Source organism: Chryseobacterium sp. 7, from assembly GCF_003663845.1.
Lineage (GTDB): Bacteria > Bacteroidota > Bacteroidia > Flavobacteriales > Weeksellaceae > Chryseobacterium.
Window position 1 is genome coordinate 1,042,177 of record NZ_RCCA01000001.1, and the last position, 20,470, is coordinate 1,062,646.

General features: G+C 37.4%; 18 protein-coding genes, 3 tRNA genes and 1 riboswitch. Of the genes, 6 read left to right on the forward strand and 15 right to left on the reverse strand.

Annotation, left to right across the window (positions count from 1 at the left end):
• Positions 1-32: 32 nt before the first annotated feature.
• Genes CLU97_RS04850 through prpB form a run of 3 tightly spaced genes read right to left on the reverse strand, consistent with a single transcriptional unit; the run spans position 33 to position 3,568 of the window.
• Entirely contained in the window at positions 33-1,484 is a 1,452-nt protein-coding gene (locus CLU97_RS04850) for a bifunctional 2-methylcitrate dehydratase/aconitate hydratase (protein ID WP_121486933.1), read from the reverse strand.
• A 34-nt stretch (positions 1,485-1,518) separates the two neighbouring features.
• Positions 1,519-2,673 carry a 2-methylcitrate synthase gene (prpC, locus tag CLU97_RS04855; RefSeq protein ID WP_121486934.1) on the reverse strand — a complete coding sequence of 385 codons (1,155 nt, stop codon included), beginning with the start codon at positions 2,671-2,673 and terminating at the stop codon, positions 1,519-1,521.
• Positions 2,660-3,568 (reverse strand): methylisocitrate lyase, encoded by a 909-nt coding sequence (gene prpB, locus CLU97_RS04860; protein ID WP_121489655.1) that lies wholly within the window; start codon positions 3,566-3,568, stop codon positions 2,660-2,662. Before prpB ends, prpC begins: the two co-directional genes overlap by 14 nt.
• Positions 3,569-4,007: 439 nt before the next feature.
• Positions 4,008-4,200, reverse strand: a riboswitch (cobalamin riboswitch).
• Positions 4,201-4,448: 248 nt separating this feature from the next.
• Here prpB and CLU97_RS04865 point away from each other — a divergent pair.
• Complete coding sequence (locus CLU97_RS04865) at positions 4,449-5,015, forward strand: hypothetical protein (protein ID WP_121486935.1); 567 nt, start codon at positions 4,449-4,451, stop codon at positions 5,013-5,015.
• Positions 5,016-5,165: 150 nt separating this feature from the next.
• Here the strand turns inward: CLU97_RS04865 and CLU97_RS04870 are convergent, their stop codons facing one another.
• The 4 genes from CLU97_RS04870 to CLU97_RS04885 form a co-directional block, all read right to left on the reverse strand.
• Positions 5,166-5,420: a GIY-YIG nuclease family protein gene (locus CLU97_RS04870; protein ID WP_121486936.1), complete on the reverse strand. Its 255-nt coding sequence runs from the start codon at positions 5,418-5,420 to the stop codon at positions 5,166-5,168.
• 49 nt (positions 5,421-5,469) lie between these two features.
• Positions 5,470-5,543 (reverse strand) — tRNA-Arg (locus CLU97_RS04875).
• A gap of 32 nt (positions 5,544-5,575) precedes the next feature.
• Positions 5,576-5,650 (reverse strand) — tRNA-Pro (locus CLU97_RS04880).
• A 15-nt stretch (positions 5,651-5,665) separates the two neighbouring features.
• Positions 5,666-5,750, reverse strand: a tRNA-Ser gene (locus tag CLU97_RS04885).
• A 135-nt stretch (positions 5,751-5,885) separates the two neighbouring features.
• Between CLU97_RS04885 and CLU97_RS04890 the strand changes: the two genes are divergently transcribed.
• The 4 genes from CLU97_RS04890 (at position 5,886) to CLU97_RS04905 (ending at position 10,478) form a co-directional block, all read left to right on the forward strand.
• Positions 5,886-6,911: an N-acetylmuramoyl-L-alanine amidase gene (locus tag CLU97_RS04890; protein ID WP_121486937.1), complete on the forward strand. Its 1,026-nt coding sequence runs from the start codon at positions 5,886-5,888 to the stop codon at positions 6,909-6,911.
• 72 nt (positions 6,912-6,983) lie between these two features.
• Positions 6,984-8,384, forward strand: coding sequence for an aspartate ammonia-lyase (gene aspA, locus CLU97_RS04895; RefSeq protein WP_105704497.1), 1,401 nt, complete (start codon positions 6,984-6,986; stop codon positions 8,382-8,384).
• 90 nt (positions 8,385-8,474) lie between these two features.
• Positions 8,475-9,329 carry a glycosyltransferase gene (locus CLU97_RS04900; RefSeq protein ID WP_121486938.1) on the forward strand — a complete coding sequence of 285 codons (855 nt, stop codon included), beginning with the start codon at positions 8,475-8,477 and terminating at the stop codon, positions 9,327-9,329.
• 108 nt (positions 9,330-9,437) lie between these two features.
• A complete protein-coding gene (locus CLU97_RS04905) occupies positions 9,438-10,478 on the forward strand; it encodes a hypothetical protein (RefSeq protein ID WP_121486939.1) in 1,041 nt (346 codons plus the stop codon).
• Positions 10,479-10,506: 28 nt separating this feature from the next.
• Here the strand turns inward: CLU97_RS04905 and CLU97_RS04910 are convergent, their stop codons facing one another.
• The 8 genes from CLU97_RS04910 to CLU97_RS04940 all read right to left on the reverse strand — a co-directional run bounded on the left by CLU97_RS04910 (position 10,507) and on the right by CLU97_RS04940 (position 18,487).
• Positions 10,507-12,006: a lipopolysaccharide biosynthesis protein gene (locus CLU97_RS04910; protein WP_121486940.1), complete on the reverse strand. Its 1,500-nt coding sequence runs from the start codon at positions 12,004-12,006 to the stop codon at positions 10,507-10,509.
• Positions 12,007-12,014: 8 nt separating this feature from the next.
• Complete coding sequence (locus CLU97_RS04915; protein ID WP_121486941.1) at positions 12,015-12,809, reverse strand: FkbM family methyltransferase; 795 nt, start codon at positions 12,807-12,809, stop codon at positions 12,015-12,017.
• A gap of 277 nt (positions 12,810-13,086) precedes the next feature.
• Positions 13,087-13,752: a DUF2461 domain-containing protein gene (locus tag CLU97_RS04920; protein ID WP_121486942.1), complete on the reverse strand. Its 666-nt coding sequence runs from the start codon at positions 13,750-13,752 to the stop codon at positions 13,087-13,089.
• Positions 13,753-13,858: 106 nt separating this feature from the next.
• Positions 13,859-15,088, reverse strand: a complete 1,230-nt coding sequence (locus CLU97_RS04925) for an ABC transporter permease (RefSeq protein WP_121486943.1) — start codon at positions 15,086-15,088, stop codon at positions 13,859-13,861.
• Positions 15,089-15,112: 24 nt separating this feature from the next.
• Positions 15,113-15,862 carry an ABC transporter ATP-binding protein gene (locus CLU97_RS04930; protein ID WP_121486944.1) on the reverse strand — a complete coding sequence of 250 codons (750 nt, stop codon included), beginning with the start codon at positions 15,860-15,862 and terminating at the stop codon, positions 15,113-15,115.
• A 34-nt stretch (positions 15,863-15,896) separates the two neighbouring features.
• Entirely contained in the window at positions 15,897-16,088 is a 192-nt protein-coding gene (locus tag CLU97_RS23970) for a hypothetical protein (protein ID WP_228437522.1), read from the reverse strand.
• An 8-nt stretch (positions 16,089-16,096) separates the two neighbouring features.
• Positions 16,097-17,173 carry an efflux RND transporter periplasmic adaptor subunit gene (locus tag CLU97_RS04935; RefSeq protein ID WP_228437524.1) on the reverse strand — a complete coding sequence of 359 codons (1,077 nt, stop codon included), beginning with the start codon at positions 17,171-17,173 and terminating at the stop codon, positions 16,097-16,099.
• A gap of 3 nt (positions 17,174-17,176) precedes the next feature.
• On the reverse strand, positions 17,177-18,487 hold the full coding sequence (locus CLU97_RS04940) for a TolC family protein (RefSeq protein WP_121486945.1): 1,311 nt from the start codon (positions 18,485-18,487) through the stop codon (positions 17,177-17,179).
• Between the two features lie 227 nt (positions 18,488-18,714).
• Between CLU97_RS04940 and CLU97_RS04945 the strand changes: the two genes are divergently transcribed.
• Positions 18,715-20,421: a DEAD/DEAH box helicase gene (locus CLU97_RS04945; RefSeq protein WP_121486946.1), complete on the forward strand. Its 1,707-nt coding sequence runs from the start codon at positions 18,715-18,717 to the stop codon at positions 20,419-20,421.
• Positions 20,422-20,470 lie beyond the last annotated feature (49 nt).

Here is a 20,470-nt window from a genome sequence, read left to right on the forward strand (position 1 = left end):
TTTCATTTTCCACTCTCAACCTTTGAATTAGATTATATTACCAGAAGATCAACGAATTCGTTGACATCCAGATTAACAAGCGTATCGTATTCTAAAGAATTTTCTAATACAATTCTCTGTTGTTTTTCCGGGAAAATTCTGGCAAGATTTACTTTGTATTTCTTGATCAGTTCAGGAATTCCTTCATCTCTTCTGCGTTTGTGGCCAATTGGATATTCTACAACGATTTCTTCCAAGACTGTTCCATCGTTTAATTCTACCGTTAAAGCATTAGCAATGGAACGTTTTTCCGGATCATGATAATCTGTAGTAAACTGTACATCTTCCACACATTCAATTTTATCACGAAGGATGTCAATTCTTGGATCTGATGCCACATTATCTTCATAATCTGCAGCAGTCAGTCTTCCGAAAATCAATGGAACTGCTACCATGTACTGAATAGCATGGTCACGGTCAGCAGGGTTGTTTAGCGGACCTTTTTTATCAATGATACGAATGCAGGCTTCGTGGGTACGGATGGTTATTTTCTTGATATCTTCAGCGGATTTTCCTGATTCTTTTAACTGATGATGTAACGTGATTGCTGCTTCTACAGCCGTTTGAGAGTGGAATTCTGCCGGGAAAGAGATTTTGAACAGTACATTTTCCATAACATAAGAACCATATTCTCTCTGGAATTTGAATTCATTTCCTTTGAAAGATACATCATAGAATCCCCATGTTTTTGCGGTTAGTACGGACGGATAGCCCATTTCACCTGTTTGGGCAATTAATGCCAGACGTACAGCTCTTGATGTGGCATCTCCGGCAGCCCATGATTTACGGCTTCCTGTATTGGGAGCGTGACGGTATGTTCTTAAAGACTGTCCATCAACAAATGCTAGAGAAATGGCATTGATCAATTCATCGCGGGTCAAACCGATCAGTTTTCCAACAACCGCTGTAGAGGCTAGTTTTACCAATAAAACATGGTCTAAACCTACTTTGTTGAATGAGTTTTCTAATGCTATAACTCCCTGGATTTCATGAGCCATGATCATTGCTTCCAAAACCTGTTTCATTTTTAACGGAGCTTTTCCTTCTGCAATATTTGTTCTGGAAAGCCAGTCTGCTGTTGCTAAAATTCCTCCCAGATTATCTGAAGGATGTCCCCATTCAGCGGCTAACCAGGTATCATTAAAATCGAGCCAGCGGATAATTGCTCCGATGTTGAAAGCAGCCTGTACAGGATCTAATTGAAATTGAGTCCCCGGAACTTTAGCCCCGTTCGGAACTACAGTACCTTTTACGATAGGCCCTAAAAGTTTGGTACATGCAGGATAGGTCAGTGCTTCCAATCCGCATCCGATGGTGTCTAATAAACAGTAATGAGCTGTTTTCCAGGCTAAATCGTTTTTGATTTCATAGGTTAATACATAATCTGCAATATCTGTTAATACCTGATCCGGTTGTGGTCTTTCGTTTGAAATGTGTGATGACATCTTTATTTTTTGATTTAATTATGAATTGATTTTTTTATTTTCTGTTTTCGATAGATACAAAGTCTTTATTTTCAGGACCTGTATAATTGGCACTTGGGCGGATAATTTTCCCATCCTGTCTTTGTTCGATAATGTGAGCGCTCCATCCGGTAACTCTTGAAATAACAAATAATGGAGTGAACATCAAGGTAGGAACTCCCATCAGGTGGTAAGATACTGCGGAGAACCAGTCCAGATTAGGGAACATTTTCTTTTCTTCCCACATGACAGTCTCCAGCCTTTCAGCGATATTGTACAGCAGCATATCTCCTGCTTCTTCGGAAAGTTCTTTGGCTACTTTTTTTATGACTACGTTTCTTGGATCCGATATGGTGTAAACGGGATGCCCGAATCCAATAATAACTTCTTTGCTGGCAATACGTTTTCTAATATCTTCTTCTGCCTCATCAGGAGAATTGTAACGGCTTTGTATTTCAAAAGCCACTTCATTGGCTCCTCCATGTTTTGGACCTCTCAAAGCTCCGATAGCTCCTGTGATACAGGAATAAAAGTCTGATGAGGTTCCGGCAATAACACGAGCAGTGAATGTAGATGCATTGAATTCATGCTCAGCATACAGATTAAGAGATATTTCCATTGCTTTTACCCATGAATCAGGAGCTTTTTTACCATGTAAAAGATGAAGAAAATGCCCGCCGATAGTATCATCATCCGTCTCTACATTAATTTCTTTGCCATTATGTGTATAGTGATACCAGTATAAAAGTCCGGAACTGAATGATGCCAGTAATTTGTCTGCAATATCTCTTGCCCCAGCCACATTGTGATCGTCTTTTTCAGGCTGGATGCTTCCAATTGCTGAAACCATAGAACGCATCACGTCCATTGGATGTGCCGCTGCCGGAATACTTTTTAAGATATTTCTTACAGAGTGGGGTAGCCCTCTCAATGATTTTAATTTTGCTTTATAATTTTTTAATTGAGCTTCAGTAGGCAGCTGACCATAAATCAACAGGTAGGCTACTTCTTCGAATTGTGCTCTTTCTGCAAGATCCAGAATATCATAACCTCTGTAATGAAGATCATTTCCGCTTTTTCCTACACTGCAAAGAGCGGTATTACCTGCTGTTACCCCGGAAAGTGCTACACTTTTTTTAGGTTTAAATGTTGGTTCGCTATTCGTTGACATGAGTATTTTGTTTAAAAAGGTTATCTAATTTTTGTTCATAATCATAGTAGCCAATGCTTTGATAGAGCTCTTCTCTGGTCTGCATCGTATCCAGTACATGAGCTTGCGTTCCATCCTGGCGGATATGCAGGTAGACATTCTGCGCCGCTTTATTGGCTGCTCTGAATGCAGAAAGAGGGTAGAGGATAAGTCCCACACCTGCATTTTTTAATTCTTCTACAGTGTACATTTTAATCATCCCAAACTCAGTGATATTGGCGAGTACCGGAATTCCTGCCGCGTCAACGAATTTTTGATAAAAGGTTAAGTCAGGAACTGCTTCGGCAAAAATGAAATCTGCTCCGGCTTCTTTATAAGCAACAGCTCTTTCTAAAGTTTTTTCAAGACCTTCATTCGCAAAAGCATCTGTTCTTGCTCCGATCACAAAATTTTCATCGGTACGGGCATCTGCTGCGGCCTTAAGTCTGTCTACCATTTCCTCTTTGCTTACGATTTCTTTTCCGGGACGGTGTCCACAACGTTTTGCGCCCACCTGATCTTCAATGTGAATAGCTGCTGCTCCGGCTTTAATCAATGATTTTATCGTTCGGGCAACATTGAAGGCAGAAGGTCCGAATCCTGTATCAATATCCACCAAAAGGGGCAAATCACAAATATTAGTAATACGCTGAACATCTATGAGTACGTCATCCAGAGTAGTAATTCCAAGGTCAGGAATTCCTAAAGATCCCGCGGCAACACCTCCTCCTGAAAGATAAATAGCATTAAAACCAGCCTGCTGTGCCAATAATGCATGATTCGCATTGATGGCTCCCACAATCTGAAGGGGATTTTCTTTTTCCATGGCCTTCCGGAATTTTAATCCGGGTGACTTCCAGTTTTCATTTTTGATCATTTTAATATGTATTGTTGAGTTGAAGTTTGTTTGTCTGTGAAGAAGCATAAGATCTGTAATGTTTTAGCTTTTGAGTAAAAAAGAAAAGATGGGAGAGAAGCTGAGAAATCTTACAATTGTCCAGATATCTGGAATTTTGGAAAACTCTGATTGTCCAGACCTGTAAAATAAGCCTGTGTTGATTCCATGAATAATTAAGATTGCTTTGGTACACCATTACTTTTTACATTGATTAAATCTTATAAAAAGTTCTCAGTAAACTTCGCGGTGCTTTATGAAGAAAGAAAATTACGGAAAGGGTATACGACTGAGCTACAGAATTATGAGCAGCACTAATGTATACTCATATTCATCTCAAAAAATAAATAGACTGATAAAAAAGTTATCACACTATATCCATATCGTATCATACCTGACTGTAAGCTTCAAATCGCGAAAGCATCGTCAATACGAAATAGGCAGGTCTCCTGACTTGTAACGGTTTTTATCATCCTTCCCATATAAAAAATATACAGTGGATATCAATGGATAAAAACTTTTATGTGTTACTTACAGTTGCGCGACAGTTCGTGATTTTCACACGATTCCCTTTTAATACACAGCTAAGTGTAACCAGTTTCGGTTGATAAAGAAGGTTTTAAGAACTCCTTGGTGGTAAATATAGGGTTTTTATAATAATGAAAAAGATATTTTATGTAATCAATAGTTTTTTTAATGTAATCTATTGAAAATGCTTGAGTTGTGATGTGTGTTTTAGAAGAAAAACGGATGGTTTATGTTGTTAAATTAATATAAAAGATACCCGGAAAATTAAAGATAGTTAATAAATTTGCTATTCTTCTTTCATTTTATAAATTTTATTAGTCATATATAGTAGATCATGGTAGACATTGCAGAATTTAAACAAAACTTGGGCCTGAGTGAAATTCCGGTAGAGCTTGAAAAGCTAATCTATTTCCAGAATACTATTTCCTCGTTTGAAAACTATTCACAAGGTTTTGGTGTTTTAATTGATAATAAATCCGGATTGAAAAGCTGGAGTGATGACGAAAATTTTTTGAATAGCATGCTGCCTTTTGCTCAGGCCAATGGTTCAGGTTCATTCTATGCCATCTGGAATAATGGAACGGATCAGCCTTTACATAAAATGCCTGTTGTAGTTTTTGGAGATGAAGGAGGTGTTCATATTATTGCTGAAAATATTGTACAGCTTTTACATTTACTCACTTTTGACACTGAAATTTCAGTAGATTTCGATGAGGCTTATTTTTATAAAGACGAAGACGATTATGAAGAGAATGAAGGTTTAAACGAATATTTGACTTGGATGAAAGGAGATTATGGTTTAAATAGAATTGAAGAACCTGATTTACTGATTAAAAATGCTCAGGCTCAATATAAAGAAAGTTTTGATCAGTGGTTTGGGCAATACTTTACAGATAATTAATCTTGTATTAATAGCTTCTCTACATAAGATTTTTATTTTTGATCAAAGAAAACCATGGAAAACAAAAAAGACTCACTGTTACCAGTAAGTCTTTAAGTGAGCGCGAAAGGATTCGAACCTTTGACCGTCCCGATTAAAAAGCGGGATGCTCTATCTAGCTGAGCTTTCGATTAATTTTATTATTTTCAATTTACTTTTCCAAGCTTTAATCTCCCTTTCTCTTTTGTAGGCAAGTGATTTTGAGTCGAAAGTTTCAAAATAAACAATAATCCAATCTTTAGCTTTGGATGTAAATCCTTTGTGATCAGATAAGTGTTTTCTTAATCTTTCCTGCAAAGATTCTGAAGAATGTCCAATGTAGAATTTATCTAGAGTTTTAGAATAGAGTATATAGCAAAAATACATGGAACTAATATAAACAAAAAAGACTCACCGTTTCCAGTAAGTCTTTATGTGAGCGCGAAAGGATTCGAACCTTTGACCGTCTGCTTAGAAGGCAGATGCTCTATCCAGCTGAGCTACGCACCCATTAAATAGTTTTGAGAAAACTACTAAAACAGTCGGGGCGGCAGGATTCGAACCTGCGACCTCCTGGTCCCAAACCAGGCGCGATGACCGGACTACGCTACGCCCCGAATATATAAGAAGAGCGGAGGGTAAGGGATTCGAACCCTTGCGACACTTTCGCGTCGACAGTTTAGCAAACTGCTCCGTTAACCACTCCGGCAACCCTCCTTTTTTTTTATTTTTTAATGATCGTTGTTCCGTTATTGCGAGTGCAAATATAGAACAGATTTCTTTATTTACCAAATAAAATTCAAGAAAATTTTGCGTATTTTTGAGCTAATAAATCATCCAAAAACCAAACTGATGCGTAAGACATTATATATCATCGGATTAAGCACTTTTGTTTTTTCATGTACTTCCCAGCAAAATGTGAAAAAAAATACTTACAAACCGAAAACCCCAATAACACAGGCCAAACCGACGGTTCAACCTACCACTCCGGTAGCTCCAAAACCAAAAGTTGTATCTGATCATGGAGTAGACTTTTTTACTACTAATATAGCAGACCCAACAAAAAATGATAATACGGCAAGTTATGGTTCTATTGTGGCGGCAAAACCAGCTGGATATAAAGTGGTGAAAACTTATTTCCCTGCAGTTGCCCAGAATTTCAGACAACGTTACCTAATATTACATTATACGGCACTTCCGGACGATAAATCAATTACCGTTCTTACCCAACAGGCTGTGAGTGCCCATTATCTGGTAAATAATACAGGAGGTAATGAGATTTATCAACTAGTAGATGAAAACAAACGTGCCTACCACGCAGGGGTAAGTGCATGGAGAAATGATAAAAATCTTAACGATACTTCCATCGGTATTGAAATTGTCAATATGGGGTATACCACGGATGCTGCGGGTAATAGAACATTTGCTCCTTTTAGTGATGAGCAGGTGAAAAAAGTAGCCGCTTTGGTTAAAGATATTGTAACAAGATATCAGATACAGCCTACCAACGTATTGGCACATTCAGATATTGCTCCTACAAGAAAGCAGGATCCTGGGCCAATGTTCCCATGGAAAAAGCTTTATGACGAATACCAGGTAGGAATGTGGTATGACGAAGCGGCTAAGCAGACTTATCTAGAGGCAGCGCAGGCAGACATTACAGCAAGATATAACGATACAAGCTTTATTTTCCTTATCCAGACTGCATTGCAGAAATTCGGTTACGGGATGGATCTGAGCGGGAAATGGGATGATGCTACCAAGAAAACCATTGAAGCATTCCAGTACCACTTCCGTCCACAAAATTATGACGGAATTATGGATGGCGAAACATGGGCAATATTGCAAGCTTTGAATCAAAAATATCCAACAAAATAATTCAAATTAAAGCGCATCGGTTAGATGCGTTTTTGCTATCTTTAAACGATCAAAAACAGTAAAATATCTGTAATGGAAAATTTCAGAAAAGAAAGTGATTTATTAGGCGAACTGAATGTGCCTTTAGATGCTTATTATGGGGTTCAGACACAAAGAGCTATCGACAATTTTAAAATTTCAGGACAGCTTTTGTCTTCATATCCGGATTTCATAAAAGGATTGGCGTTTGTAAAAAAAGCAGCGGCCAAAACCAATTATGAACTAGGACTTCTAGACGAAAACCTGTATTTTAAAATAGCAGAAGCGTGTGATGAAATTGTAGAAGGGAAATATCATGACCAGTTTCCGGTAGATATGATTCAGGGGGGAGCAGGAACTTCCATCAACATGAATGCGAACGAAGTGATCGCCAATATCGTATTGGAAAAATTAGGAAAAAATAAAGGAGAATACGAATTCTGTTCACCTAATGATCATATCAACCTTTCACAGTCTACCAATGATGCTTATCCTACAGCAATCAAAATGGGATTGCTTCAGATGAATATCGGACTGGTAGAAAAACTGGAAAGAATTATCACCGCTTTCCGTGCAAAAGGACAGGAGTTTCATGACGTAATCAAAATGGGACGTACACAGCTTCAGGATGCTGTTCCAATGACTTTGGGACAGGAGTTTGAAGCGTATGCCGCTACGTTGGAAGAGGATATCTCCAAACTGAATAACAATGCAAACCTTTTTGTAGAAGTGAACATGGGTGCAACCGCTATTGGAACAGGATTAAATGCTCCGGTAGGGTATGCCACTCTTTGTGCTAAAAACTTAGCTCAGATTACAGGATTCCCGATTGTTTCCGCACCAGATTTGGTAGAAGCAACTCCAGATACAGGATCTTATGTAATTTACTCTTCAGCTACAAAACGTCTTGCCGTAAAATTATCCAAAATCTGTAACGACTTAAGATTACTTTCATCAGGCCCGAGAGCAGGTCTTTTTGAAATCAATCTTCCACCAATGCAGCCGGGATCTTCTATCATGCCAGGTAAGGTAAATCCGGTGATTCCGGAAGTGGTAAATCAGGTTTGTTTCAAAGTATTCGGAAATGATCTTACCGTGACTTTTGCTGCAGAAGCAGGACAGTTACAGCTGAATGTAATGGAACCGGTACTTTCCCATGCCATCATGGAAAATATCAACTTCCTTTGCAATGCTTTAGATACCCTTCGTGACAAATGTGTGGTAGGAATTACTGCCAATAAAGAAATTTGCCTGAATATGGTGAAGCACAGCATCGGTATTGTAACAGCGTTGAACCCTTACATTGGGTACAAACAGTCTACACAGATTGCTAAAGAAGCATTGGAAACCGGAAAAAGCGTTTACAACCTTGTCCTTGAAAAAGGAATTCTTTCTCAGGAGAAACTGGACGAAATTCTTGATCCGAAAAACATGCTGAAACCGCATAACAAATAAATTCTATAAACGATCAACGATCAATGGTAATTAAATATCCTAAAAAGCTTCTTATCATTGATCATTGATCATTAATCATTTATAATTCCCGTGAGGTTTTTAATTATAATTCCTGCTCATAACGAAGAAGACAATCTCCCATTTACTCTTGATTCTTTACAACAGCAAAGCAGCAAAGATTTTAAAGTAGTGGTGGTCAACGACGGGTCTACAGACAGAACATCTGAGATGATCAGGAAATATACCGAAACTGATGTCCGTTTTGAAACAATCAACCTTCAGAAATCTGAGCATCAGCCAGGTTCCAAAGTGGTTCATGCCTTTAAAAATGGACTTCACACTCAATCTTTGGATGAATTTGATATCATCTGTAAATTTGATGCTGATATCATCCTTCCGGAAAACTATCTGACAGCAGTAGAAAACGCTTTTGCCAATAACCCCAAATATGGACTGGTAGGAGGACTCTTGTATATTGAAAAAGATGGAAGCTGGGTGTATGAAGGAAATTCTAATAAACATCATGTAAGAGGCCCTATGAAGGCTTACCGTAAAGAATGTTTCATTCAGATCGGTGGTTTAAGAGAAACATTGGGTTGGGATAATATTGACTCTATACTGTTGGAAAATCTGGGATGGAAGGAAGTTGTTCTTCCTGAGCTTCATGTAAAACTGATTAAAGTAAAAGGAGCTGATTACACCATACGACCTGCGGATTATTATGGAAGATATTTCTATTTCTTAGGACTGAACCGATTTCTGGCTTATATTGCCTCTTCAAAAGAAGCCATGAAAAGCAAATCTGTTTCATTTTTCTTCGATATCATTAAATCTTATGAAGATTGCAGATCAAAGAAACTGGAACTGAAAATTTCGAAAGAAGAACAGAAAGCCGTTAATGATCAGCGTTGGAGAATGTTGAAAAAGAAATGGCTGAAAATGTAGTAGGTAAATTAAATATTCATCAATAGAAACGGCTTTTTAACCCATTTAATAAAAAATAAAAATTCCACTGGCTTTAGCCAAAAACTAAGATATAACTTCCGCAAACCCGTGAAAAAAATAGCTTACATAGAAATAGACACTCATGCAGAAATTGCCCAGGCTTTCATGGATATTATGAAAGGTTCTCAGGATTTCTCGGTAGACTATTATTTTTCAAAAAGAATCAAAGATCAGATCAATCATAGCGATGAAGCTGTGTTTTTGTCAGACAGTTCTATGATTCTGGATCAGTTAAAGGGAAAAGGATATGATTTGGTGATTATAGGGACTGTACACCGTTATTTCAATACCTTTTTAGCGGTAACGAAAAAATACAATACAGCAATCATTACCCATAATCTTAATTTCATAAAAGCTTCAAAGACGGATCTGATGAAAAGTATTTTCAAAGGAGACATTGTTTTCAGACTAAAACTGTGGCTGAAAGAAGGATTATTTTATAAAACCAAAGTTTATCAGACCTCCAGGTCTCTTTTTGTACTGGATGAAGCACTGATTTCAGAGAGGTATAAGTTTTTGCCGTTGTTTTATACAAGAAATTTTGATAAAACAAAAAATGAGGGTCTTGTGGTGGTAATTCCTGGCGGTGTTTCGCAGAAAAGAAGAGATTATTATTATATTTTCGAAACTATTCAGAAACTCAATACAGATCAATCCTGTAAATTTGTATTTCTTGGAAAAGCAAGCGGGCAAGAGTTAAAACAACTTGAAAACCTGTCTGAAAAACTTCCTGAAAATATTGAAATCACCTATTTTTCTGACAGAGTTTCTTACAAAGAATTTGAAAAATGGATGCAGAAAGCAGATGTTTTATGGTGCCCGATTCAGCAGGATACAGAGTTTTTCAGCATGAAAGAAACCTATGGACTGACTAAAATGACAGGAAACCTTGGTGATGCCATAGCATACGGGAAACTAGCTGTTTTTCCCAAGAATTATCCTTCAAAAATTGACTTTATTATTCCTGAAAAAGAAAATGCTTTTGAACAGTTAATGGTTCTTTCGGAGACTCCGTTTGACTTATATGCAGCATATGGAAGAAAAGAAGTCCAGAAAAAGCTGGAACAGTTTCTAATGAGTTTACTGTAGATATATTCTCTTTTCCCGTAAAATCACCTTATTTAATCTTAAATACGCTTTTAATAAACCTCATATTCAGATAGTCTTCAACCGGGAAAATCTTGGTGAAGTAATTTCCAATGTAGATCAGGATCAAAACAACTGTCGGTTTGTACATAAGATTAAGCAGATTGCTGTTGAAGTTCGGAAGAACGATTGCAACAGTAATGGCTAAAGTACAGATGATAGAGACAAAAATCATTTCAATAGTCAAAGGCGAAACTTTAAAGACAATATAATTGAAAACGATTTTTACAACATTATAAATCGTAAGGGAAATGGCTGTAGATAAAGCAATTCCGATTAGTTTCAGATCTGTATTTTTAATGAAATAATAGTTCAGTCCTATGGTTAATCCGGCCAGTAAAAGCATGACCAGAATATTGAATCTGTAATATTTTGAAAGTGAAATAATATTCCCGTTGAATCCTGTTGCAAGGTCTATCAATACTGCAGAACCCCAGATCCAGACTACAGGTTCATATTCTCTCAGCATGGTTCCGTTTTTTGGCATAAACTGTGTCAGGTAAGGAAAACCTACCATAATACAGGAAAATAAAACAGCGCCAAGGAAATATAAGGTTAAAGATGTTTTCTTATGAAATCTGTCCAGTTCTTCCATATCTCCGTCTGCCAGCGTTTTGTTGATAATAGGAGCCGAAATATTAAATAATCCAAGCTGTGGAATAGAAATCAATGAAATCAGAGCATATAAAACAGAGTAGATTCCTACTTCTTCCATCCCCATAAATTCACCAATCATAAAGCTGTTGATCGCCAGATAATTTCCAAAAGTTCCCAGAAATCCAAAGAAACTGTAATTAAAGAACTCTTTCCAGAAGTTATTTTTTTTGAAATAATCCGTATTAAAATCCAGCTGAATTTTTTCCAGTTTATTGGTATAATAAATATAACCTAAAAGCATTAAAAAGAAGATTCCAAAAAAGAAAATAAATGCAATATTCTGTGATGTACCAGCCGTAATATTCTGTGATAAAGCAAAGAAAAACAGACAGAATGCTCCCAGATTGGCTATCTTCGGAAACAGGTTATCAAAAATATTGGAAACCACAATTCTTTTATAATTGGAAGTGTATTTGTTGAAAATAGCACACAATGAGAGGATTAGAATCAGAGGAAGAATCATCTCCTTGATTTTCCATGCTTCTGAATGCCTGAATTTCGGGTAAAAATAGGGAAGTATAAAAAATACCACCGTGAAAATAATAAAGTTGATAAAAACAGTCAGTAAAGATAGTGACAGCATATTCTGCTTTTTACCATCTCTTTCCACTTTGTGAAAAAATTTCACATTCGAATAAGAAATACCCAACACAACAAAAGGAACGAGCATCTCGGCCGTTGGAAGAATGTAACGCAGCTTTCCGTAAAATTCAAAATCATTCGGAAATATGAATATTGCGGAAACGGTGCCCAGCAAAAAACCAATATAACCGATAATGGAATATTTGAAGCCTTGTCTCGCTACTACACTCATAAGTCGTTTTAAATGTTTTTAGGTATAAAAATAATATTGTTGATGTACTGAGTTTTATTTTTTTCGTCGTTTGTATTTTGTGTTAGGATATCTTCTGTAAGATTTTCCAGCGTAAAGCTGTTTCTGTTCAGATATCTGGCTTCGTATCCCCAGCTCATTACTTTGGATATTTCATTCCATATTGGTGTTTGGTGGTGTCTTTGTTCCATTTCGACCATTAAGGTCGGCTTGAACTGTCTGATAGTTTCTTTGGCTCCGGAAAGCGTCTTTATTTCGTTTCCTTCAACGTCTATTTTGATGAAATCAAGTCTGTTGAAATGTTCCAGTGCGGCCCATTCATCCAGTTTGATGACTTTTACTTTTTCTGTATAACTTTTCTCTTCTCCTTTTTCTTTGTAAGAAGTATTTAAAGTACCGCGGGAAGCAATTGTTTTTCCGTTAATCACAGGTACTTTGAACTCAGCAATCATGTTTTCATCAGAAAGCGCCAAAGGAAAAACACGCATAGACGGAAATAATCTCTTTAATCGTCTGTACAGCTTTTTATTAGGCTCAAAACCATAAATATGTTCATGATTCAAAGTATTCTCCAGCTGGTAAAGGAAAGTTCCTACATTCGCACCAATGTCCAGTATTACAGCATTTTTGGGAAGGTATTCTTTGATCCATACCAGTTCCGGTTCTACATTACGTTCCGAAAAGTTATTCTTATTAAGATTATTTAAATTTTTAAAATATCTTTTTTTGTAGAAATTCGGGGTTATGTATTGTAGTTTCTCTGCAATTTTTTGGTATAAAGACATTGTAAGCTTTTTGGCGAACAGCAAAGATAAGGAAAAATGTAAAACTTTTCTTAAAAAATGTTAATTATAATAACTTGATTTTCAGAACGAATCTTTAAAATTTATTTTTATAACCCATTGAATTCTAATATATTTTGAATTTTTTATAAAGATACTCATATACCACAAGTGCCTCTGTTAAAAAATCAATTAAGTATAATGCCACCCTAATAGCTCCAATCATCTGTGAAAATCGGTATCATCTGTGGTCGAGAAAAAAAATCTTTACGTAAAGTTACTAAAGAAAAGGGGTATTCAGGAAATCATTGAAAGGTTTCATCAGCTTGAAAACTTTGCTCATGTTTTTCACTGCATTTTTATCCAGTACTTCCTCGTCTTTCAGAGAATATACCACAATGAAATTCTTCAATTTCAGATATTCTCCCATGGGATCTTCTTTTTCAAAGCCCTGAGGGATCTTTTTCAGTTTATCGTCCTGATCAAGCTCCGGAAAATGTTTTTTGAAATCTTTATTATTGAGAATTTTGAGAAAATCGTCTCCGTACAAGGAAATTTCCTTACGTACTTCTTTCAGAACAGAAGATTCCGGCATGTAGATTCCTCCGGCTAGAAAGGATTTTCCCGGTTCCATATGCAGGTAATAACCTCCTTTCTGGCTGCCTTTTCCCATTCCCAGAGAAGCTCCGAAATTGGTTTTGTATGGTACTTTGTCTTTTGAAAAACGGGTATCTCTATATATTCTGAATAACGCTTTTTTACTGTCTATTTTAGCAAGTTCTTCATCAAAACCGGACATCTCTTTAATCAGTTCATCCAGAAATGAAACCACATTTTGCTGGGATTCTGTGTACAGGTCTTTATTTTCATTAAACCAGTCGCGGTTATTATTTTTATTTAATTTTTTTAAAAAATCAAAAGTTTTGGGAGAAATACTTGCAGACATATTGTGTTAAGTGTTTTTTATAGTTGAATAATTGCTGATTGAGAAGCGGTTCAGTCCCGACCCCTATATCTCGAATCCTGCAATTCACAATTCAAATGTACAAAAACTATTCATATCTCAATGCTTCAATCGGGTCAAGTTTTGAAGCTTTCAATGCGGGATAATATCCGAAAAATACTCCCGTCACGGCGCAGACAATGAAGGAGACGATAATGGAAGATTCTGTAATAAATGTAGGCCACGAAAGAAAAAAAGTAACCAATTCCGAAGACAGAACCCCTAAAAGTACCCCGAGAATTCCTCCGGTGATGCTAATTAAAACCGCTTCAATCAGAAACTGATACAGGATATCCTTTCCTCTGGCACCGATAGACATTCTCAGACCGATTTCTTTGGTTCTTTCTGTTACAGAGACATACATGATATTCATGATCCCAATTCCTCCTACAATAAGAGAAATACCGGCAATAGCAGACAAAAGTACGGTTAAAAGCTGGCTGGTGGAGCTCATGGTAGAGATGAGTTCTGCCTGGGTTCTCACACTGAAATCATCATTGCTTCCGTCAACAGGCAGTTTATGCTGCTTTCTCAAGATCTCTGAAACCTGATCAGTAGCCTGCTGTGAAGTATTTTCATTGGAAGAAGCGGCATAAATGGTTTGAACATAAGTGATTCCCAAAAATCTTCTCTGAACGGTGTTGAATGGAGCAATAATCACATCATCCTGATCTTGCCCGAATGCATTAGATCCTTTCGGTGCGAGAATTCCGATAACTTTCATAGGAACTTTATTGAACCTGATAATGCTTCCTACAGGATCTCCACCATTGGGAAATAAATTTGTATAAACAGTTTGGCCTAAAAGACATACTTTATTGGAAGAAGTAACATCTTTTTTAGTAAAAAGATTACCCTCTGCAATGCCCCAGTCTCTGATGCTGAAATATTCCTTATTCACACCCTGTAACTGAGTAGGCCAGTTATTGGGCCCATTGATAGACTGCCCGTTGGTTTGTACAGCAGGGGAAACATACGAAACATCCGGTGCTCCCTTTGAAATAGCGTCTGCATCCTGAGGTCTCAGCGTTTGTAATCCTGAAGCCCCGATTCTTGCTCCTCCGGAAACATTCACATTGCTGGAAGGGCGTATAGTAATCATATTAGAGCCCATGGAAGAAAGCTGGTCGCTGATGCTTTTTTTTGAACCTTCTCCAATAGCGGTCATCGCAATTACGGACGCCACACCAATAATAATACCGAGCATGGTTAGAAATGCACGAAGCTTGTTTCTTAAAAGGGCTTTCCAGGCAATTCTGAAGAGGTTTGAGAGGTTCATTGTAATAGATTTTTAGTTTTAAAACTAGTTATAGTCATCATTTACCGGAAGGCTTTCCAGCGCTTCTCTGGCTGATTTTATATTATCATTTTTGACATCTTTAATGACTTTTCCGTCCCGCAGTGTTACAGTTCTGCTGCTGAAAGTGGCTATGTCCGGCTCATGGGTCACAAAAACAATGGTTCGTCCCTGATGATGAAGATCCTGCATAAGCGCCATGATTTCATATGAAGTTCTCGTATCCAGATTTCCCGTGGCCTCATCTGCGAGAATCATTACGGGTTCATTTACCAAAGCCCTGGCGATGGCAACTCTTTGTTGCTGTCCTCCGGACATTTGGTTGGGAAGGTGATCAATCCTACTTTCCAGTTTTACGGCTGTTAAAGCTTGTATCGCTCTTTTGTGGCGTTCTTCTGTAGATACTTTTGCGTTGTAGAGAAGAGGTAATTCTACATTTTCTTTTGCGGTAGTTCTGGGAAGAAGATTATAAGCCTGAAATACAAAACCTATTTTTTGATTTCTGAGAACAGCAAGCTCATCACGGTCAAGATTTTTAATATTTACCCCATCCAGAATATAATCCCCGCCAGAAGGTTTGTCCAGACAACCGATAATATTCAGTAAAGTAGATTTTCCTGAGCCGCTGCTTCCCATAATGGTCACAAATTCGCCTCTCTCCACCGTGAATGTGATGCCTTTCAGAGCATGGACAATTTCTTCACCCATTCTGAACTCTCTTTTCAGATCTACGATTTCCAGAATTTTTTCTGCCATGACTTTTTGTTTTAGGTTTGCTGGTTGCTAGTTGCTAGTTGCTGTTATCTTGGACCTCCGCCGCCACCTCCGCTGTTTTTATTATTTCCGCCACCTCTTCTTTGAGGCATGAATGGGCTTTTAGCCTGTCCGCCGGATGATTTTTTGACAGAACCTTATAGCCTGTGATGATGTTATCATTTTTATTTAATCCTGAGACAACCTGTATTTCGGTATCATTATCCATTCCTGTTTTTATTTTTTGCGGGAAATGGTGCTGTCCTTTGCAATGACCCAGACTGCGGATTCATCTTTATTTTCAGTGCCTTTATTTTGTTTTTTCCATTGCCCTTTTTCATGTTTTTTACCATTGGCAAACGGAGAATTTACTTTGTATTTTTTTATCACCAGACTGTCTGGTTTGAAGCTGGTAGCAGCCACAGGGATTTTCATGATATTGTTTAAAACCTGCGTGTAAATTGTGATATTGGCCGTCATTCCCGGTTTCAGTTTTAAACTGGAATTATCTGCATTGATAATGGTAGTATAATTCACCACATTCGATGAAACGGTGGGGTGAAGACGAACTTCCGAAACTTCACCGTTAAAAGTCTCATCCGGAAAAGCATCCACTGTAAATGTGGCTTTCTGGCCTACCTTTACATTTCCGATATCTGCTTCATCTACAGAGGCTCGTACCCTCATCTTGGTAAGATCCTTGGCAATACTGAAAAGGGTAGGCGTGCTGAAACTTGATGCCACAGTTTGTCCTTCACTTACATTCCTGTTGAGTACCGTTCCATCAATTGGAGAATAAATATTGGTGAGGGACAGGTTTTTATTGGCCGTGGAAAGCTGGGCTGTTACAGAACCTACCTGCGCTTTTGCAGCATTGTACTGATTGGTGGCAACGTCATAATCCGCTTTGCTGATAGCACCTACTTTGTACAGTTGAGACTGCCTGTTGATATTGATCTCATTGTAAGCAAGGTTGCTCTTTGCATTTTGCAGGTTAGCCTTAATCTGCTGTGACTGATATTGAAGCAGATCCGGATCCAAAGTAGCCAGTAATTCACCTTTTTTCACAGTAGAATTGAAATCAACATAAATATTTTTAATGATCCCTGATACCTGAGTACCCACTGCAACGGTATCTACAGGCTGAATGGTTCCGGTAGCCGTAATGGAATTTGAAATTTCTCCCATTTCAGGTTGTACTGTTTCCAGCTGGATTTTTATTTCTTTTTCTCTGATGAAGAAAAACCAGACTGCACCCATAGCAATGATGCCGCCCACAAACCAGTACAACCATTTTTTATTCTTTGTTTTCATAGCTTACTTTAGATTTATAGGGTTACCTGCGTAAAATTCGTAGATCTGTTTATTGAGAACTGCTGTATATTTGGCCTGAAGATAATTCTGAACAGACTGTATATAAAGAAGTCGTTGTTGCTGAAGCTGTACATAATCAATGCTTCCGAGCTTCATCTGAGCATTCACAATGTCATAACTTTGTTTGCTGATATTCATTTGCTGAGAAGCAGAATCATATTGAGATAAAGCATTTTGAAGGCTGATATAAGACTGCTCTACCTGCTGATTCAGAACCGTTTTGGTATTTTGTAAATCGAGATTGGCCTGTTCTATGGCTATTTTTGATTTCTCAATCTGTGTTTTGTAAATTCTGTTGTTATAAATCGGAATTCCAAGACTTAATCCGATGGGCATATAAAAGTTGTTTCCCAGCTGATTGAAATAATTTCCGTTTCCGTTGGAATAATTGGTGGAAATATTGCCTACCACGCTTAGTGTGGGTTGAATGGATGCTTTTGCCATTTTCAGATTCGTGTTTGAGTTTTCTACATTCAGTTCACTGTATTTTACTTCCGGACGCTGGTTTTGTGCCAGATTCTGGACGTCCTGTAAAGATTTTAATTGATCATCTACAATAATGCTGTCGGGCTTTACAATCTGAAAATCATAATTGGAAGGCAGTTGCAGAATTTGCTTTAAATTCACCGTATTCGTGCGCAGATTATTTTGAGCGGCAACCAGATTATACTGATCCTGAGCAACCTGAGACTGAATCTGAAGATAATTTAATTTGGAAAGGCTTCCTGCTGTATAAAGCTGATCACCTTGTTTTAATTGAGTTTGGGTAGTCTTCAGAACATTCTCAAGGGAAATGATATTCTCCTGATTCATCAGAATATTCAGATAGGCCTGAGTGATATTCAATGTGATATTGTTTTCGGATTCCTGTACAGACAGATCGGCCATTTGTACAAGAAGATTTTTTGAAGCCTCGTTATTTTTAATATAGTTGGCATGATAAAGCGTCATGGAAGAATTAGCTCCGATGCTTTGAGACTGTGCACCCGTCATGTGAAGGCCGTCACTTCCGTTGAGTGCAAAAAGTCCCTGTGAAACCGTTCCGCTTACGTTGGGATATTTTGCCTCTTTTGCCTGAAGAAGATCCTGTTGGGCAGAACTTTTTGAAAGTCTGAGAGAATTAATAGAAATATTATTCTCTTTTGCATATTCAATGCAGTTTTCAAGAGTCCAGGCGGGCGGATAATTCGGAGTTTGGGCAAATATTTCAATGGCTATGCATGAGAATATCAAAAAGAAAAATTTGCGTTTCATGGCTTTATTTTTGAAAATTCATAAATAACACAGAAAAAATCAATCCAATTTAATAAAAAAAAATAATGTTTAACAACTTTTTAACCTAATGCTTATTTTTTTGGATTTAATTTTCCAAAAATTAAAAAAATATTAAAGGATTGTGAATTTAAGTTTGGATATTTAAAAATTTATTCAAAAACAAATCAAATATTTGTTGTATCTTTGCAAAAATTTTAAAATAGTTAATGAATTTATTTACGGAAACCAATTTAAGTCCTGATATCCTTAAGGCAATTGGCGAACTGGGCTACGAAAGCCCAACAGAAATCCAAAAACAGACTATCCCTTTTATTCTTTCAGATATTCGCGACTTGATCGCACTTGCGCAGACAGGGACAGGCAAAACAGCAGCGTTTTCGCTTCCGATTTTGGATATGATTGACGATACGAGTCGCAAAATCCAATTATTGGTGCTTTGTCCGACACGGGAATTATGTCTTCAGATTTCGAAGGACATAAAGAATTACTCTAAGTACATGAAAGACATCAAGACAACTGCGGTTTATGGTGGAAGTAGTATTGTAGAGCAAATGAGATCTTTGAAGGATAAACCACAGATTATTGTGGGAACTCCGGGTAGAGTAATTGATCTTATCAACAGAAAGGCATTAGACTTTTCTGCGATTCATTGGTTAGTATTAGACGAAGCTGATGAAATGCTTTCTATGGGATTCAAAGATGAATTGGAAACCATTCTAAGCGAAACTCCGGAAACGAAACAAACTTTCTTATTCTCTGCAACGATGAATAAAGAAGTGGAAAGAATTTCCAAAAATTACCTTACAAAGCCACACCGTATTTCAGTAGGTTCTATCAACGAAGTGAAGAAGAACATTACTCACGAATATTATGTGGTAGGATACCGTCAGAAAAAAGAAGCATTAAAAAGATTAATTGATGCTAACCCTAACCAGTATTCCATTATCTTCTGCAGAACGAGAATGGAAACTCAGGAGGTAGCTGATTTCTTGATGCAGAACGGATATGCAGCTGATGCTCTTCATGGTGATCTTTCTCAAGCGCAAAGAGATACGGTAATGAAGAAATTCAGATTGAAAAACATTGATATTCTTGTAGCGACTGACGTTGCAGCAAGAGGGTTGGATGTAAATTCTCTTACTCACGTTATTCACTTCTCTTTACCAGATGATCCTGAAGTATTCGTTCACAGAAGCGGAAGAACAGGTAGAGCTGGAAAAGATGGTATTTCTATGGCTTTAATCAAGCCTGAAGAAAGCAGAAAACTGAAACAGATCAAATCTGCAACAAAAATTGAAATTAACGAAAAATTCATTCCTACAGGTGAAGATATTATCAAAGCTCAGGTAGGTGGTGTATTCGAAAAATTATTGACAGAGCACGAAGATCTTTTCGAATTTGATGATAGCTTAATCCCGGATCTAAGCAACTTTACAAAAGAAGAATTGGTGCACCAGTTGCTACAGTTCCAGTTGAAAGACCTTGCTTTATACTACAAAGACAAGCATGATCTTGCTGAGCAGAAATTGAGCAGCAGAGATGATGATTACTCAAGAAGAGACCGTGGACGTGATAGAGATAGAGACAGAGGTCGTGACAGAGACGGTAGAGACAGAGATCGCGGAAGAGACAGAGACCGTGGTGGAAAGCCAAGAAGAAGAGATGAGAGTATGGTAAGATTCTTCTTTAATCTTGGAAAAAAAGACCATTTGAAGAAGCTTGATGTTTTAGATATTATTAACAAGGCTACTGCTGATGGAAAATCTAAGAAAAGAGCTGAAATCGGTGATATCGAAATTCTAGAAAAATTCTCTTTCTTTGAGGTTGAAAAATCGTTTAAAGACAATGTCTTGAGCAATATTCAATCAATGAAATTCAAAGGAAAAGACATGAGAGCTGAAGTAGCAAACTAAATCTCATAAATACTATACAAAACCGGCATTAATGCCGGTTTTTTTATTT

Excerpts from the sequence above, each read along its gene's own strand:
- CLU97_RS04850 (WP_121486933.1), bottom strand. The coding sequence starts at position 1,484 with ATGTCATCACACATTTCAAACGAAAGACCACAACCGGATCAGGTATTA.
- prpC (WP_121486934.1), bottom strand. The coding sequence starts at position 2,673 with ATGTCAACGAATAGCGAACCAACATTTAAACCTAAAAAAAGTGTAGCA.
- prpB (WP_121489655.1), bottom strand. The coding sequence starts at position 3,568 with ATGATCAAAAATGAAAACTGGAAGTCACCCGGATTAAAATTCCGGAAG.
- CLU97_RS04865 (WP_121486935.1), top strand. The coding sequence starts at position 4,449 with ATGGTAGACATTGCAGAATTTAAACAAAACTTGGGCCTGAGTGAAATT.
- CLU97_RS04870 (WP_121486936.1), bottom strand. The coding sequence starts at position 5,420 with ATGTATTTTTGCTATATACTCTATTCTAAAACTCTAGATAAATTCTAC.
- CLU97_RS04890 (WP_121486937.1), top strand. The coding sequence starts at position 5,886 with ATGCGTAAGACATTATATATCATCGGATTAAGCACTTTTGTTTTTTCA.
- aspA (WP_105704497.1), top strand. The coding sequence starts at position 6,984 with ATGGAAAATTTCAGAAAAGAAAGTGATTTATTAGGCGAACTGAATGTG.
- CLU97_RS04910 (WP_121486940.1), bottom strand. The coding sequence starts at position 12,006 with ATGAGTGTAGTAGCGAGACAAGGCTTCAAATATTCCATTATCGGTTAT.
- CLU97_RS04915 (WP_121486941.1), bottom strand. The coding sequence starts at position 12,809 with ATGTCTTTATACCAAAAAATTGCAGAGAAACTACAATACATAACCCCG.
- CLU97_RS04920 (WP_121486942.1), bottom strand. The coding sequence starts at position 13,752 with ATGTCTGCAAGTATTTCTCCCAAAACTTTTGATTTTTTAAAAAAATTA.
- CLU97_RS04925 (WP_121486943.1), bottom strand. The coding sequence starts at position 15,088 with ATGAACCTCTCAAACCTCTTCAGAATTGCCTGGAAAGCCCTTTTAAGA.
- CLU97_RS04930 (WP_121486944.1), bottom strand. The coding sequence starts at position 15,862 with ATGGCAGAAAAAATTCTGGAAATCGTAGATCTGAAAAGAGAGTTCAGA.
- CLU97_RS23970 (WP_228437522.1), bottom strand. The coding sequence starts at position 16,088 with ATGGATAATGATACCGAAATACAGGTTGTCTCAGGATTAAATAAAAAT.
- CLU97_RS04935 (WP_228437524.1), bottom strand. The coding sequence starts at position 17,173 with ATGAAAACAAAGAATAAAAAATGGTTGTACTGGTTTGTGGGCGGCATC.
- CLU97_RS04940 (WP_121486945.1), bottom strand. The coding sequence starts at position 18,487 with ATGAAACGCAAATTTTTCTTTTTGATATTCTCATGCATAGCCATTGAA.
- CLU97_RS04945 (WP_121486946.1), top strand. The coding sequence starts at position 18,715 with ATGAATTTATTTACGGAAACCAATTTAAGTCCTGATATCCTTAAGGCA.